Raw genomic sequence first — 16,244 nt, 5'->3', positions numbered from 1 at the left:
ATTTCTTGAAGCTGATCACTTCTGTCACAACCTCTTTTTTTACTGCTTATTTTCTGACATCGCATTGCTTAATGCGGCAAATTCTTGTAATGACAACGTCTCTCCACGACGTTTTGGATCGATTCCAGCCGTTTCCAAGCTTTTTGCTAACCATGCTTTTGTCTGATCATCTTTGCCATACGAATGCTGCAAATTATTCCAAAGCGTTTTTCTTCTTTGCTGAAATGCAGCTTTTGTCAATCGGAAAAATGCTTTTTCGTCCGTCACTTCTACTGCCGGTGTATCTCTTCTTGTCAGTTTCAAAATCGCTGAATCTACATTTGGCTGAGGGACAAATACTGTTTTTGGTACGATGAAGGCTAAACTGGCTTCCATATAATATTGAACAGCAATCGATAATGAACCGTATGCTTTCGTTCCTGGTTCAGCAGAGATTCGATCAGCTACTTCTTTTTGCATCATGACGACTAATTCATCTACGACCAAATCCGATTCAAGAAAATGCATCATGATGGGCGTCGTAATATAATAAGGTAAATTTGCTACGACTTTTAACGGAAGCTCTTCATGAAATGTTTCTCTTACGGCTGTTGATAAATCCGTCTTCAGAATATCTTGATGTATGATGGTCACATTGTCATAGGGTTGCATCGTATCAGCCAATACAGGAATCAAACGATCATCAATCTCAAATGCTACGACTTGCTTTGCATGCATCGCTAATTGTTCTGTCAATGCGCCAATTCCTGGCCCAACTTCGATCACGTTCGTTCGTTCATCTATTTGCGCAGTTTCTACGATTTTTCTTAAAATGTTTGGTTCAGTGAGAAAATTTTGTCCTAAACTTTTTTTAAATGAAAAACCATGTTTCAATAAAATCTCTTTTGTTCTAGAGGGTGTCGCGATTTCACGATATTCACTCATGTTGTTCCTCCACTATTTTCATTGCTTGTGCGAGCTCTTTCGGCGTGATACGAAACATCTTCAAACGTTTTTCCAATTGTTTGCCGTTCGTATAACCGATACGCAACTCATCACCTAGTTTTTCTCGTTTTTCTTTTGCTTGTGCTCCAGCTATTAAACCATAGTCTAAAAGGTCTTGTCTAGTGATTTCAGAAACAGCCGTTTGGGAAATGTCTGGCGTCACAACTTTTTTCAATGCTTCTAAAATAGCAGCATCACTTGCATGTTCAACACCAAGACTTCCCTTTTTCTTTGGTTTAGCTTGTGTACGCGGCAAAAAAGCATGTTTTGCCTGAGGAACAGCTTCCATAATGATTTTTCTTATTTTTTCTCCTGAAAAATCAGGGTCGGTAAAAACGATCACCCCTCGTGTCTCTTGGGCATGTTCAATTTGCATCAGGATATCTTCATTGATAGCAGAACCGATCGTTTCTATCGTATCTGCATCAACTACTTCCCGTAGCCTTCTTGTATCGTCTTTTCCTTCAACGACTATAATCTCTTGGATCCTCATCTTATCCATGTTCGCTTAGACCAAATAATCGGTGCGCATTTGACCATGTTTGGGCAGCCACTTCTTCTGTTGGCAGATTCCGAAGTTCAGCAATCTTTTCTACTGTATAACGAGTATAGCCTGGTTCATTTCGCTTTCCTCTAAAAGGAACTGGTGCCAAATAAGGGGCATCTGTTTCCACAAGTAATCGTTCGATTGGTACATTTGTTGCAGCCTCTTGGACGTCTAATGCTTTTTTGAAAGTGACGACACCGCTAAATGAAATATGCATCCCTAAATCAAGAAATCGTTTTGCCCATTCATAATCACCGCTGAAACTATGCATGATTCCACCGATATCTCGAACATCTTCTTCTTTTAGGATTTGATACGTGTCTTCAAGTGCTTCTCTAGTATGGATACTGATTGGAAGGTTCATTTCTTTTGCGATAGCAATCTGTCTGCGAAATACTTTATCTTGGACTTCTTTCGGGTCTTCCATCCAATGATAATCCAAGCCAATTTCCCCTAATGCTACAACCTTTGGCAAAGTCAATTGTTCTTGTAATTTATTTTCGATTTCTTTCGTATAACTGCCAGCCTCTGTCGGATGCCAACCGATAATACTGTATATATTTGGATAGTCATGGCTTAATTGCAAAGACTTTTTAATCGTTGGCGTATCGAAGCCCACGACCGCCATTTTCGTTACCCCCATTTCTTGTGCTCGCTGAATCGTTTCTGGAATATCTTCATTGAACTGTTCCGCATTTAAATGGGTATGAGAATCAAATATCATGTTTATCGCTCCTTTTCATTCTTACTTTAGCACATTAGCACTGCTTGCAGAAGTAGCAAAAATCAAAATAGAAGAACTTGTTTTGTTGAAACAGAAAAAGCACGAAGATCCAGAGGACTTAGTTCGTACTTTTTCTATCTGTTGTTGAAATATTTTACTCTTCTGAGCGTTTTTTCTTTTTTTGATAATAGACTGGGATACCAATCAAGGTAACACCTATACCGATCAATGCTAATTTCGTTTGCGTCATCATCGTCATACCTAAAATGAAAATAGCACCGAGAATCGCAATAATCGGAACGATTGGATAAAGTGGTACTTTATATGGGCGTGGCAATTCCGGCGCTTTTTTTCTTAAAATAAAGACACCGATAAAAATCAGTAAACTGAATAGCCACATCACAAAAATCAACATGTCGGTTAAAAAGTCGAAAGAACCAAGGCTCATCATAATACAAGCTACTGCTAACTGGAAAATCGCAGGAACATAAGGTACCGTAAATTTCTTTGAAAGCTTTGTCAGCTGTTTGCTGAAAGGTAGCTCGTCTTCCAAAGCCATCGCATAAGGCACACGAATCCCAGTTAAGGTATACCCATTCAATGCCCCGTATACCGAAATCAAAATCCCAATAGTGACCAGTTTTCCGCCGATTTCTCCAAAAATGACGTCTGATGCTTCAGAAGCTGCGTTCAAATTACCGGCAAGATGATCAATCGGCAGAGTTTTCAAGAAAACAAAATTGATCAATAAATAAACGACAGTGACAAAACTCAGCCCAAGTATAATCGCTTTAGGCAAATCTTTTTCCGGCCGTTTCATTTCACCAGCCATTGCGCCGACGCCTAACCAGCCGTCATAAGCAAACAATGTTGCTAGCAACGCACTGCTCAAGCCTTCGACAAAAGTAACCTCTTTTCCAGCTTCGATTGGAAATAGCTGGACAGTTCCTTGTCCTGGTGTCAATAATCCCCATACGACAATCACGGCAATTGGTATCAATTTAACAATCAGCGTCACTGATTGTACAGACGCACCGACTTTTGTTCCTAATAAATTCAATCCTGTCACAGAAACAGCGGTAATCACTGCAATCAACAAAAGGTAGTCGGTAGATAATTGTAATAAGTTCGTCAATTGTGTCGCAAAGATAATCGATAATGCAGCAATATTAGCAGGGAAATAAATCAAGCTTTGCGCCCATCCTAATAAAAAGCTAGGCAGCTTTCCATAAGCTGCTTCAATATATTTGACAGCTCCACCAGTTTCTGGGATCGCTGTAGCTAATTCAGCCACTGTCAATCCAGCACAGATCGTTAAGAAACCACCCAAAAGCCAAGCTAGTAATGTCAAACTTGTAGACTGCGTGCTTGCAGTAACAGCAGCGGTTTTAAAGAAGACCCCTGCGCCGATCACGGTTCCCATAACGGTAGCTAATGCGCCAAACAGATTGATTTCTCGTTTTAGTTTGCCTTTCATTCCCATCCTCTTTCTTCTTTGAAATTTGGTATAATTTTCATTATAACTGAGAATATTTTAATTTACCATTCTTTTTTCTCCACTTTCAATGAAAAACTCCCTCTTAAGACGGATGTATTTCCTCTTTATTTTGCGTATACTAAACCTACCTTTTCCACGAAGGAGGAACAGTTTATGGATTTTAAGCGTTCTTATCCGAAATTAGCAGATTATTTATCCAACCGAATCGATTTTTCTCGTAAAGAACAGCAGCAGTCCCGTTGGCATTGGTTCACGTTGATTTTATTTGGATTATTGACCATTGCGACGTTATCACAAAAATTGATATTGCTGACTGTGTTCATCGCAATCGTTGCATTGATCAAAGGCCCCGGGATGATTTTGTGGGGGATGTTGTATTCCTTTCTAGTGGGGTTATTCCCACCTATCGGTATTTTGCTTTCAGCGATTTTCTTTTTATTGAACATCGGAACATTTACAAAGAACTGGCGGATGACCTTAGTAGGGATCTATTTTTATTTTTATCCCTTCGGAGTGATGGCACTTCGTGAAGTCATGCATTGGAATAATCATTGGTTTTCAGCTGGTGCCTTGCTTTTAGGATTGATCTTGCTTCATGTGATGTTGACGAAACTGTATCAGCGTTATGGTATTGGAAGAACGATTTTCTGGTATGTCTTTTCGATTCCATTTGCACTGCTTACTGCGCTCTTACCAAGCCGTTTGAAGACAAAAATAAAAGGTTACCATAAAATCAAATAATCGGATTTTTACAAAATAAAGAAAACAATCATCGAGGTCAAAATCGATGATTGTTTTCTTTATTTTAAATACTATTAGTAGATGTCAACAAATTATTGCTTTCAAAATCCTTGGATGTAAGAGACAATAAAATAAAAAGGAGCGCCAGATGAACCAATTAAAAACCGCCCGTCCACTTATCATTATGTTGCTTCTTTCTGTCTTTACGATTCCTATCAGCCTTTTTCTTAATTGGCAGACAGAGGAAAGGAGCACAAATATTTTATTCAACTATTCGCAGCCACTTTTTCTTTTGTTTTTAGGAAGCTGCAGATTCCATCGGTGGGTAAAGCTCGTCCTTCTTTTTCTAGGATACAATTTATATGGTTATATGTGTCTTTATTATATGATTGGCTTCCATAATCACCATTGGGGCAATTGACAGGAATTAAAAAAACTCGCAAGCAACATTGTCTTGCGAGTTTTTCTTATGATTTTATGCGATCTCTGAGCCATTCGGCATGGATTTTGGTGCTTCAATCACTTGTAAAGAGCCATCTGGTGCTTCTGCGGAAAGGATCATTCCTTGACTGATTTGTCCACGCATCTTTCGTGGTTTCAGATTTGCGACGATCACTACTTTTTTCCCAATCAGTTCGCTTGGATCAGGATAGAATTCAGCGATTCCTGACAAAATTTGACGATCTTGGCTGTCTCCAGCATCTAGTCGGAATTGCAACAACTTATCTGCCCCTTCTACTTTTTGGCAGTTGATGACTTCTGCTACTTTTAGTTCAACTTTTTCAAATACATCAAATTTGATTTGTTTTTCTTTCGTTGAAACAAGTTCTGTTTCTTCTGGATCCCATTTGACTGTATCTTCGTTTGTTTGAGTACCTTCAGACATTTTTTCTTGGATAAAAGCAACTTCTTCTTCCATATCCAAACGTGGGAAGATTGGTGTACCTTTTGCAACTACTTTTGTTCCTGAAGGGAATTCGCCAAAGTGCAATCCTTCAAGATTCATCGTTTCAGGGTCCAACCCTAGTTGATTGAAGATCTTCTCTGGCGTTTCTGTCATGATCGGTTGAAGTAAAATTGCGGCGATACGCAAGGATTCAGCTAAATGGATCATGACACTATTCAATTCAGCTTTCTTTTCTTCGTCTTTTGCTAATACCCATGGTTCTGTTTCGTCAATGTATTTGTTTGCACGAGAAATCAGCACCCAGATTTCAGCTAACGCTGTATTGAATTCCATTTTTTCCATTGCATCATGGTAACGTCCGACAACGTTAGCAGCCGTCGTAGACAGTTCACTGTCAAATGGAGTGACAAGTGAGGCATAATCAGGAACGAGTCCATCACAATATTTATTGATCATAGCGATCGTACGATTCAATAAGTTCCCTAGATCATTTGCCAGATCATAATTGACACGAGAAACAAAATCTTCTGGCGTAAAGACGCCATCTGACCCAAATGGCACAGCACGAAGCAAATAATAACGGAGTGCATCTAAACCATAACGTTCCACAAGCATTTCAGGATAAACGACATTTCCTTTTGATTTAGACATTTTTCCATCTTTCATCAATAACCAGCCATGACCAAATACTTTTTTAGGTAGAGGCAAATCAAGAGCCATCAGCATGATTGGCCAATAGATCGTATGGAAGCGAACGATTTCTTTACCGACCATCTGAACATCTGCAGGCCAGTATTTTTCGAATAGACTTTCATCCTCGGACCCGTAGCCTAGTGCAGTGATGTAATTGGACAATGCATCGATCCATACATACACCACATGTTTCGGATCACTCTTGACTGGTACCCCCCAAGTAAAGGTTGTTCTTGAAACTGCAAGATCTTCTAATCCTGGTTTGATAAAGTTGTTGATCATTTCATTTTTACGAGATTCTGGTTGGATGAATTCAGGATGTTCTTCATAGTATTCCAACAGACGATCTGCGTATTTGCTCATGCGGAAGAAGTAAGATTCTTCTTTTACCAATTCTACTTCGTGTCCGCTTGGCGCTTTACCGCCGATCACATTGCCTTCATCATCTTTGTACACTTCTGCAAGTTGTGTTTCCGTAAAGAATTCTTCGTCAGAAACAGAGTACCAGCCTTCATATTCACCTAAGTAAATGTCTCCCTGTTCTAATAAACGATCAAATATTTTTTGAACAGCTGCTTTATGGTAATCATCTGTCGTACGAATGAATTTGTCATAACTGATATCAAGCGTTTTCCATAATTTTTTGACATCAGCCGCCATTTTATCTACGTATTCTTGCGGTTTTACACCTAATTCTTCTGCTTTTGTTTCGATTTTTTGACCATGTTCATCCACTCCAGTGAGATAAAACACATCAAAGCCCATCAACCGTTTATAACGAGCAATTGCGTCACATGCAATCGTAGTATATGAGTTGCCGATATGAAGTTTGCCGCTTGGATAATAGATTGGCGTAGTGATATAAAAAGTTTCCTTTTCTGCCACGGGGCTCTTCCTCCTTTATCGCATGATGCGAATTCGTTTCCTTGCTAGTATACCATAAAAAAAGCAAGCTGTTAGCTTTTTTTCAAAATGAAAAAGTCTGGATAAATGACTTCTTCTCTATGATGAATCCCTCCTTCAAAAGGAAGGACAGAGGGAATAAATGCTATTTTTCATCTTGTTTCATGTTTAGTTGGAGACGGCTTTTTATTTCTCTTCTGACTCGTGGTATAATAAAGACTATCTATTTTAGTAAGGGACTGGAACGATCATGCAGAAGAAACATCTTTTTTTTACACTTAGTATTGCTTTTCTTTCATTAGCACATTTGATATTCAGCTATTTTTATATTCGTATGTATGGTTATTTTAACCTTCATGGGCATTTGAACAGTTTCATGACAGTCGCATGGCTTTTACGTTTTGTCATTGACGCATATATCGTTATTTGCGGCTTCTTTGCCGTTCGTGAAGAGCGGTATAAAGTATTACCGTTTTATCTGCTTTTCTTTTTATTCAATCTAGTACTTCCATTTATTTTTCATATTTAAGGGAGAACCAAGGATTTTCCAAGTAAATCCTTGGTTTTTTTTCAGAGTCTGCTACAATAAGGTAAAAAGTACTTTTAATGTCAACGGAGGTGGTCTGATGAACCGATTTGCTTCTAAAGAAGAAGAAAAATTATATTATGAACATGAAGCAAGTGAAGAAGATTTTCTTAACTGGTATCAAAAACAGGAACGTCCAGAATATGACAAGCCCTCTTTGACTGTCGATATCGTACTGATGTGCTATAACAAAGAAGAAGATCAGCTGAAAGTATTGCTGATCCAACGAAAAGGGCATCCTTATCGAAATTCATGGGCATTACCTGGTGGTTTTGTCCAAAAGGATGAGTCAACTGGAGAAAGTGTCTTAAGAGAAACAAAAGAAGAAACTGGTGTAGTTATCTCTAAAGAAAACATTGAACAACTGCATACATTCAGTACGCCTAATCGAGATCCGCGAGGTTGGGTCGTCACAGTCAGCTACTTAGCTTTTATTGGAGAAGAACCGCTGATCGCCGGAGATGATGCTAAAGAAGTACGCTGGTTCACATTGGAACGTCACGGCAACAAAATCAATTTATCGAGCGGAGAAGTGGCTATCTCACTTGACTTAGTCACTGGAGAGTCTTCTGGCAAAGATACTTTAGCTTTTGACCATAGTCAAATCATTTTGAAAGCATTCAACCGTGTAGTCAATAAAATGGAACACGAACCGCAAGTTTTGCAAGTTTTAGGTAAAGATTTCACGATTACAGAAGCTCGAAAAGTATTTGCAAAGTTCTTAGGAATCGATTATAAAACGATCGATCATTCCAATTTTAAGAAAGCTATGCTCCAATATTTCGACGAGATTGGCGAACGTCCTGTAGGAATCGGTCGCCCTTCAAAAATCTATCAGCTCAAGCCGGGGCATCATGAGTAAGGATTGTGAAGAAAGGGCTCCGTTCTAAACACTCAAGAAAAATGGAAAGACGCTCTTTGTGTTTTGCGTTTTTTGCTCTATACTTTGGCGTGTCAGTAAAATTCTTCGAATAAAAAAATAACAATAGCAGAAAAAACTCGTACGAATTTTTTCTGCTATTGTTTTATTGGTTTGTCATAATTAGTGAGCTTTTCTTCAAAAGAAAATTCCTAGAAACAAAAGTCAATCAGACTTTTTATTAACAAGGCGAACCCTAACGCTCCTGTCAGTTTCATTCATTTTTTATTCCTTGATGACCGAATGCCTGCCTAGTTGTTCTAACACTTGGCTCTTTCTTACAGAATTGCTTTCTTCTGCTCCGTCGGTATTGATCAAAAGAAATTTTTTATTATACCATTGAGACTTATAACGCAATTTTGTTATTAATTTATGCCAGTCATGAATAGAAAAATCAGCATGTGCCTCTTCTTTTGGAAAAGATTCTACAAATAAGTAGTCATATTGTTTGACCAATTTCCCAGATAATTGTTCAAGATAATCTTCTCGCTGGTTCTTTTGTTTCAGATAAAGATCCATTACTTTTCTCTTTTGTTTCTGATAATTGCTTGCCTTATCTAACCTGGTCTTTCTATGGTGAGCGGAGCGGACTTTTACGCTTAATTTCCGCTGTGCATGCTGAAGTTTTTCTTCTGTCTGGTCAAATTTTGGCAAAGTTACTTCTATGGGCTGCGATGTTTCGATCAATGTTTTTGGATGATAGGCAATCCCAATCCATTTAGCTGAAGATTCTTTTTTTATTGATGAAACATCACAAAGTAGTGCGACATAGAACTCTTCATTATATCGAGCAGAAATCGTAGCGGAACGAATCGTGCCTTCGACTGGACGGTGCTGGTTTATCTTGATCAGTTCTTTTTGTTTTGGTAATTTTAAATGACCGTTTTTCAGATAGACCGTATGGGTTTGATTATTCGTCGTATAAGATTGCCACATACTTTTTTTCGTTTTAAGCTTTGGAAAGCTGGCACGTCCCTTGAAATAATTGCGAAAAGCTCGGTCCAAATTAAGCTGTGCATTTGCTAAAGCAAGACTGTCTACCTCTTTTAAGAATGGGTATTCTTTTTTTAACGTAGCAGGCGTGAGCGAAAAATCGGCCACTCCTGTTTGTTGCCAACTTTTCTGCCGTTCTTTCAGCAAATGGTTATAGGTAAATCGAACACAGCCAAAAGTACGGATCAATTGCTGTTTTTGTTCTTCTGTCGGATACATACGGAATTTAAAAGCTTTTAGCATCTATGTCCCTCCTAGTTAGCAACCAGAAGAGATTCCTTTTGTCGTTTTAATTTTTTTGCATAATATGGGACTTCCTGCTCAGTTGCATAAACAAAATGTTCTGGTGCGATTTCACGAAGCTGACGTACTTGTCCGTCATCTGGTTCGGGTTGATATTTGATTCTTCTGCGCTTTCTCTCATGATCTGGATCTGGCAAAGGAATAGCAGATAACAAACTTTCTGTATAAGGATGGACACCATGATTATAGATTTCATCACTTTTTCCCATTTCTAATAACAAACCGTTATGCATTACACCGATTCGGTCGCTGATATGTTTAACCATTGATAAATCATGCGCAATAAATAGATAGGTCAATTGATGTTCTCGTTGGAGATCTTGCAATAAATTGACAACTTGGGCTTGAATGGAAACATCTAATGCAGAAATCGGTTCATCGCAAATGATAAATCGCGGTTTTACTGCTAATGCTCGTGCAATACCAATACGCTGGCGTTGTCCTCCTGAAAATTCATGGGGATAACGAGTGCCATGGCTCGGATTCAATCCAACGGTTCTTAATAGATCATCGACTTTTTTGGCACGTTCCTCTGGTGACTTAGCTAACCCATTGACATCAATTCCTTCCGCAATGATATCTCTGACTTTCATCCGAGGATTCAGCGAAGCGTATGGATCTTGAAAGATCATCTGAACATCATGTCGGAATTTCGTCAATCCTTTTTTGTCTTTGATCTTCGTTACATCTTGACCGTCGAATAATATCTCACCGTCAGTAGGTTCATTCAAACGAATGATCGTACGGCCAGTAGTGGATTTTCCGCTTCCAGATTCTCCTACTAAACCAAATGTTTCTCCTTCATAGATGTGAAAGCTGATGTCATTTACAGCATGTACTTCATTCTTTTTTCCTACATTGAAATACTGTTTCAGTCCTTTAACTTCAAGTAGTTTATTTGGCATCAGCAATTCCTCCTTGACCATAAGTATGTTTTTGTTTCTCTTTAAAAATAGCCCAGCGACGTTGGATTTCTTCTGGTGGCGTCACTTTAGGCGCTTGTGGAGCAAGTAGCCAAGTTGCTGCCTTGTGCGTTTTTGATAGTTCAAAAAATGGCGGTTCTTGTTCTGCATCGATTTTCATCGCGAATTCATTTCTTGGGTAGAATGCGTCTCCTTTTGGCGGGTTCAATAAATCCGGTGGAGAACCAGGAATGGCGTACAATCGGTCGTTCGCACTGTCTAATGTCGGCATTGAGCCAAGCAGTCCCCAAGTATAGGGATGTTGCGGGTTGTAGAAAATCTCTTCGGATGTTCCTACTTCAACGATTCTTCCCCCATACATAACAGCTACACGGTCAGCAACGTTTGCTACTACACCAAGGTCATGAGTGATAAAAATGATTGATGTATCGATTTTTGTCTGAATTTCTTTCAGCAGTTCCAAAATTTGTGCTTGGATAGTCACATCAAGTGCTGTTGTGGGTTCATCAGCAATCAGGATTTCCGGATAACATACCAGTGCGATCGCAATCACGATCCGTTGGCGTTGACCTCCTGAAAACTGATGGGGATAACTATTGATACGTTTCTCCGCTTCAGGTATACCAACTAATTTAAGCAGTTCTAATGCAGCTTTTTGTCCCTCTTTTTTCGAAACTTTATTATGCTTTCTAAGAGACTCAGCAACTTGTTTCCCAATAGGCATCGTCGGATCTAAAGAGGTCATTGGATCTTGGAAAATCATTGCTATTTCTTTTCCGCGGATTTTTTGCATCTCTCTTTCTGTCTTTTCAACGATGTCTTTACCTTTAAAGAGGATTTGCCCAGCATCTATATTGGCATTGCTCGACAGCAAGCGCATGATGCTTCTGGTCGTCACTGATTTTCCGCTTCCAGATTCCCCAACGATCGCCAATGTTTCTCCTTTATTCAAATGAAAATTGACACCGCGAATCGCTCGTACCTTTCCAGCATACGTATCAAAAGAGATTTCTAAGTCTTTCACTTCTAAAATTTTCGTCATCGTCCTCACTCTTTCATTTTAGGATCAAAGGCATCACGCAATCCATCAGCAAGTAAGTTAAAGCCAATCATGATAACCGATAAAGTTACTGCCGGAATCCATAATAGATAAGGCAGATACAGGAATGTCTTGTACCCTTCGCTCAACATCGTTCCTAATGAAGCTGACGGAGGCGTAAGACCTAAACCGATAAAACTTAAAAAGGCTTCGAAGAAAATAGCAGATGGGATGCTAAACATCATTTGAATAATAATGACACTGGAGATATTCGGCAAAATATGTTTGAATGCAATTTTCATTCTTGATTCACCTAATGTCAATCCAGCTAGAACATATTCTTGATCTTTTAATTTCATTGTTTGTGCACGAACGATACGTGCCATTGGTATCCAGTTTGTGATGGCCATAGCAGCCACGATGGAAAAAATTCCTGGTTCAAAAACGACCAACATCAAGATCATGACAACGAGGTTTGGAATTCCTGACAAGATTTCCAAAAAACGTTGCATCGCATTATCGACACGTCCGCCTAACAAACCAGATATTAACCCGTAAGCTACACCAATCGTTACATCTAGTAATGCAGCAATAAATGCGATCAACAACGAGATTCTCGTTCCCATAAATAAACGGCTTAATACATCACGGCCCAAACCGTCTGTTCCTAAAAAGAAACTTACGTTTGAAGGAACGTTTGCTTGAGCATATTTATCCACCAGTTCACCGCCGACCATTGCTTTTCCATTCAATCCATCGATATTGATTCCCGGAATACGAGGAGGCAGATTGATATAAGCCACATTTTGGGCAGTTGGATCATGTGGAGAAACAAAGATCGTGACCACAGAGATCAAAATGATGACCAACAGTAAAAACATTGAAATAACGGCAGCTTTGTTTTTCTTTAAACGGCGCCATGAATCTTGGATAAAATTCAAAGAAGGCGCAGTAATCTGCTCACGTTCTTCTTCGGTATTTTTTTGTAATGGAAGAAACTCATCCGCAGGAATATCTGCGACTGTTTCATAACGCTTTGGTGTCATTTCCATTTATCCTCGGCTCCCTTCTGAAACACGAATTCTTGGATCAACTAGACCGTACAACAAATCAACGATCAAAATAACAAAAATCAACATAAATGAGTAAAGGATCGTTACAGCCATGATCGTAGGATAATCATTTGTTGTGATCGACTTAACGAATTGTTCCCCGATACCAGGAATAGCAAAAATATTTTCTACCACCAGTGATCCGGTCATCAATGCGACAGCCAAGGGTCCTAATAAAGTCATCAATGGGATCAAACTATTTCGAAGACCATGTTTAAAGGCGATTTCCCAACGGCTCAACCCTTTTGCTTTTGCTAATTCCACGTAATCACTATGCAGTACTTCCACCATTTCCGTCCGGATAAATCGAGCAGAATCAGCAAGCGGCGACATGGCCAATGCAATTGTCGGCAAGATCGTGTACACAAAGCCATCCCATTTTGCGATTGGTAAAACTTGTAATTTGATTGCAAAGATATATTGTAGTAGAACAGCAAATACAAAGTTTGGAATGGAACGACCTAATATCGCTACAAGTGTAGAAGATGTATCTGCCCATGTATTTTGCTTCATGGCAGAAATCGTTCCTAAAATCGTTCCTAGGACTGTTCCAAAGATAATTGCCTGTAACCCTAATTGCAAAGATGGTCCGATTCTTCCAGCTAACAAATGTGCGACTGGCTGGTTTTTAAATTGGAAGGAAATTCCAAAATCGCCTTGAAGCAAATTAGAAAGATAAATCCCATATTGTACGATAACTGGTTTATCCAAACCGACTTGTTTATTTAGCATCTCGATTGTTTCAGGACTCAAACGTTCCTGATTCGTATATGGCGTGCCCGGCAGCAATTGCATCAAGAAAAAGGTAATTGTTGCAATTAACCAAAGCGTGATGATCATGAAAAAGACACGTTTTAATACATATTTGATATAACTATTCACTAATGTTTCCCCCTAGCTTTTGACTTCTGACAGATGTTTCGCTACATTATTAGATAATGAACCAAAAATAAAGGAGCAATCAAATGAAAAAAAAATCTATCCCTTACGCAGTAGCTTTTCTACTGATTCTGGTTATTTTAATAAAAAACGTCATCAACCATTCCTTTACACTCATTCAATTATCTAATGATCTATTCTTATGGTCATTGCCGTTTCTGATTATCGGCGGTTTTTTATGGGTCTTTTCTTCGGGTTTCTTTGATCATTTTCAGCGATCGGTCCATCTTGCACGAACAAGGAACCGAAAGAAAAAACCAGAATTTTCCTCGCTCTCGTCTGCCAGCTACGGTATGTACAGCTTTTGGCTGATCATTGCCGGAATACTAATTGCTCTTTCTGCTATTTTCATGCTTTTTTCTTTGTTAGGATAAGTAAATATGAGAACGAGGTTGCGACATTTGCCGCAGCCTCGTTTTTTCTCATGCTCACGGTATTAACGATTATTCTTCAACGTATGTCCATTTGTAATCCCATGAAGCGCCTGCAGCATGGTGAACGATACCTTTGATTTTTTCATTCACTAGGTGACCTTCTGCTTTTTGGTACACCGGAACGACACCCATATCATCAGAGATGATCTTGATTGCTTTTTGGAAATCATCCCAACGTGCTTGTTCATCGCCAGCATCTGTTGATGAAGCTGCTTTAACTGCTTCGTCATATTCTGCATTGCTCCAGCGACCACGGTTGTATGAATTACCTGTGACAAACAAATCAGTAAAGCTGCTTGGGTCTGCATAGTCAGCAGCCCATCCACCTAGTACTGCGTCAAAATCACCCGAAGTTGAGCGGTCAAGACGTACAGAGAATGGAACAGGTGTTGGTTTGACTGTTACGCCATCCAAGTTTTCTTGGATTGAGTTTTGAACATATTCGATTACTTTTTTCGATGAATCATCATCAGAAGCCATCAAATCAAATTCTAAAGAATCAACGCCCAATTCTTTTTTCGCTTTTTCCCAATATTCTTTTGCTTTGTCTTTGTCATAAGAAACTAATTTTCCAGCTTCTTTTGCAAAGTCTTCGTTCGTTGTTGGACTTTTTACCATATCTGATGGGATCAATCCTGTAGAGACAACTGATCCGTCACCTAGTACTTGTTTTACTAAAGCTTCACGATCGATAGAATAAGAAATAGCTTTTCTTAGGTTCACATTGTTGAATGGTGAATTCTTTTCGCGTTGGTTGAATTCGATATAGCTTGTTCGTGCTTCTTTAACAGAAGTATAAGCTGGATCGTTTGCGTTTTGCTGTGCTAATTCACCAGACAAGATCACATCATCTGCTTGGCCATCTTTGAATAAGTTCAAAGCAGTAGAAGATTCTTTTACTACACTGACTTTGATTTCAGAAAGTTTTACTGTGTCTTTGTCCCAGTAATGGTCATTTTTCTTATAAGTCCATTCTGTATCTGTTCCTGGTCCATCGAAATCTTCTAATGTGAATGGTCCATTATAAACAGCTTTATCACTTGCAGATGCATAGGCATCCCCATTTTCTTCCACTACGGATTGTTTTTGTGGGAAAAATGATGGGAAAGCAAGCAGGTATTGGAAATATGGTGTTTGTTTCGTCAATTTGATTTCTAATTCATAGTCGCCAACTGCTTTGATCCCTAGTTCTGATTTATCTTTCTTTCCAGCTGTGATGTCTTCTGCATTTTCAACTGGCGCATACAGGTAAGCATATTCAGAAGCTGTAGCTGGGTCTACTGTTCGTTGCCAGCCATAAACGTAATCCGCTGCTGTCACAGGATCACCATTTGACCATTTTGCGTCTTCTCGTAATTTGATTTTGTAAGTTAATCCGTCTTCACTGACTTCTGCCAACTCGCTAGCTCCTGCCGGCTGTGGTTTGCTGTCTTCATCAAGACGGTAGATTCCTTCATAAACGTTATTCAATGCTGTAAAACTGATTGTATCTGTTGCAACTGATAAGTCAGCTGTAGGCATTTCTTGAGGCACGACTAAGTTAAATACGCCTCCTCCATCTGCTGAACCGCTTTTTGCTGAACTACTGCTTGTGGCTGAACTGCCGCCATAACATCCAGCAAGTACAAGGCCGCATACCGCAACCAAACCAAATGTAAATTTCTTTTTCATTTTACGTACCCCTTTATTGGAATTTTCAGAATAATTAATATTTTCTGAAGTTGTTTAAGAGTTTAATGAATAATTATTAAAAAATCAACACTTTTTTTTGCCTTTTTCATAAAATAATGATTTTTTCGTGAGGTTTCAAGGAATTTTTCAGAAAAAATAGCTTTGTACAAGGTTTTCTATTGTCTTTCAGTAGCCATTAAATAATTTTTGTTATATTGTCTATTATTGCCATACAAAGATAAAAAAGAATAAACAAAAAGGAACTCTGACAAAAGTCTTGTCACAGTTCCTTATCCGAATAAACGGTGTTCAAAAGCCAGTTTCTCGG

At 39.0% G+C, this 16,244-nt stretch carries 16 protein-coding genes and 1 pseudogene; 6 read left to right on the top strand and 11 right to left on the bottom strand.

The window, feature by feature from the left end; all coding sequences use genetic code 11:
• Positions 1–39: 39 nt before the first annotated feature.
• From rsmA to HMPREF2988_RS03920, 4 genes are all read right to left on the bottom strand, one after another.
• A complete protein-coding gene (gene rsmA / locus HMPREF2988_RS03935; RefSeq protein ID WP_002293596.1) occupies positions 40–924 on the bottom strand; it encodes a 16S rRNA (adenine(1518)-N(6)/adenine(1519)-N(6))-dimethyltransferase RsmA in 885 nt (294 codons plus the stop codon).
• Positions 917–1,486 (bottom strand): ribonuclease M5, encoded by a 570-nt coding sequence (rnmV, locus tag HMPREF2988_RS03930; RefSeq protein ID WP_002315760.1) that lies wholly within the window; start codon positions 1,484–1,486, stop codon positions 917–919. The genes rsmA and rnmV overlap by 8 nt, the downstream gene beginning before the upstream one ends.
• Positions 1,479–2,255 carry a TatD family hydrolase gene (locus HMPREF2988_RS03925; protein WP_070770017.1) on the bottom strand — a complete coding sequence of 259 codons (777 nt, stop codon included), beginning with the start codon at positions 2,253–2,255 and terminating at the stop codon, positions 1,479–1,481. Before HMPREF2988_RS03925 ends, rnmV begins: the two co-directional genes overlap by 8 nt.
• A 154-nt stretch (positions 2,256–2,409) precedes the next feature.
• Complete coding sequence (locus tag HMPREF2988_RS03920; protein ID WP_002293587.1) at positions 2,410–3,732, bottom strand: APC family permease; 1,323 nt, start codon at positions 3,730–3,732, stop codon at positions 2,410–2,412.
• Between the two features lie 174 nt (positions 3,733–3,906).
• On the opposite strand from HMPREF2988_RS03920, the gene HMPREF2988_RS03915 reads away from it, so the two are divergent.
• Both HMPREF2988_RS03915 and HMPREF2988_RS13195 read left to right on the top strand, forming a co-directional pair.
• Positions 3,907–4,494 carry a hypothetical protein gene (locus HMPREF2988_RS03915; RefSeq protein ID WP_070770016.1) on the top strand — a complete coding sequence of 196 codons (588 nt, stop codon included), beginning with the start codon at positions 3,907–3,909 and terminating at the stop codon, positions 4,492–4,494.
• 148 nt (positions 4,495–4,642) lie between these two features.
• The gene (locus HMPREF2988_RS13195) at positions 4,643–4,915 is read left to right on the top strand and encodes a hypothetical protein (RefSeq protein WP_002293584.1); all 273 of its coding nucleotides are present in this window, start codon (positions 4,643–4,645) and stop codon (positions 4,913–4,915) included.
• A gap of 54 nt (positions 4,916–4,969) precedes the next feature.
• Here the strand turns inward: HMPREF2988_RS13195 and metG are convergent, their stop codons facing one another.
• Complete coding sequence (gene metG / locus HMPREF2988_RS03910; protein WP_002293583.1) at positions 4,970–6,979, bottom strand: methionine--tRNA ligase; 2,010 nt, start codon at positions 6,977–6,979, stop codon at positions 4,970–4,972.
• Positions 6,980–7,247: 268 nt separating this feature from the next.
• On the opposite strand from metG, the gene HMPREF2988_RS03905 reads away from it, so the two are divergent.
• Both HMPREF2988_RS03905 and HMPREF2988_RS03900 read left to right on the top strand, forming a co-directional pair.
• Complete coding sequence (locus tag HMPREF2988_RS03905; protein ID WP_002293582.1) at positions 7,248–7,526, top strand: hypothetical protein; 279 nt, start codon at positions 7,248–7,250, stop codon at positions 7,524–7,526.
• Positions 7,527–7,623: 97 nt separating this feature from the next.
• Positions 7,624–8,445 carry an NUDIX domain-containing protein gene (locus tag HMPREF2988_RS03900; protein WP_002293580.1) on the top strand — a complete coding sequence of 274 codons (822 nt, stop codon included), beginning with the start codon at positions 7,624–7,626 and terminating at the stop codon, positions 8,443–8,445.
• 282 nt (positions 8,446–8,727) lie between these two features.
• Here the strand turns inward: HMPREF2988_RS03900 and HMPREF2988_RS03895 are convergent, their stop codons facing one another.
• From HMPREF2988_RS03895 to opp3b, 5 genes are read right to left on the bottom strand one after another with little or no spacing between them, the layout of a single operon-like run.
• A complete protein-coding gene (locus HMPREF2988_RS03895) occupies positions 8,728–9,738 on the bottom strand; it encodes an RNA-guided endonuclease TnpB family protein (protein ID WP_002293578.1) in 1,011 nt (336 codons plus the stop codon).
• An 11-nt stretch (positions 9,739–9,749) separates the two neighbouring features.
• On the bottom strand, positions 9,750–10,703 hold the full coding sequence (locus HMPREF2988_RS03890; protein WP_002310132.1) for an ABC transporter ATP-binding protein: 954 nt from the start codon (positions 10,701–10,703) through the stop codon (positions 9,750–9,752).
• Positions 10,693–11,763 (bottom strand): ABC transporter ATP-binding protein, encoded by a 1,071-nt coding sequence (locus HMPREF2988_RS03885; protein WP_002315752.1) that lies wholly within the window; start codon positions 11,761–11,763, stop codon positions 10,693–10,695. The genes HMPREF2988_RS03890 and HMPREF2988_RS03885 overlap by 11 nt, the downstream gene beginning before the upstream one ends.
• A 5-nt stretch (positions 11,764–11,768) precedes the next feature.
• Complete coding sequence (locus tag HMPREF2988_RS03880) at positions 11,769–12,812, bottom strand: ABC transporter permease (RefSeq protein WP_002293574.1); 1,044 nt, start codon at positions 12,810–12,812, stop codon at positions 11,769–11,771.
• A complete protein-coding gene (opp3b, locus tag HMPREF2988_RS03875; protein ID WP_002293573.1) occupies positions 12,813–13,754 on the bottom strand; it encodes an oligopeptide ABC transporter permease in 942 nt (313 codons plus the stop codon).
• 83 nt (positions 13,755–13,837) lie between these two features.
• Between opp3b and HMPREF2988_RS03870 the strand changes: the two genes are divergently transcribed.
• A complete protein-coding gene (locus HMPREF2988_RS03870) occupies positions 13,838–14,185 on the top strand; it encodes a DUF3899 domain-containing protein (protein WP_002293571.1) in 348 nt (115 codons plus the stop codon).
• Positions 14,186–14,254: 69 nt separating this feature from the next.
• Here HMPREF2988_RS03870 and HMPREF2988_RS03865 read toward each other — a convergent pair whose 3' ends face one another.
• A complete protein-coding gene (locus HMPREF2988_RS03865) occupies positions 14,255–15,916 on the bottom strand; it encodes a peptide ABC transporter substrate-binding protein (protein WP_002289796.1) in 1,662 nt (553 codons plus the stop codon).
• Positions 15,917–16,109: 193 nt separating this feature from the next.
• Between HMPREF2988_RS03865 and HMPREF2988_RS13965 the strand changes: the two are divergent.
• Positions 16,110–16,211, top strand: a pseudogene (locus tag HMPREF2988_RS13965) (ribonuclease P); the annotation flags it as partial.
• Positions 16,212–16,244 lie beyond the last annotated feature (33 nt).

This window comes from Enterococcus sp. HMSC061C05 (genome assembly GCF_001814765.1).
Taxonomy (GTDB): domain Bacteria; phylum Bacillota; class Bacilli; order Lactobacillales; family Enterococcaceae; genus Enterococcus_B; species Enterococcus_B lactis.
This window is presented reverse-complemented; position numbering and strand designations above follow the sequence as displayed.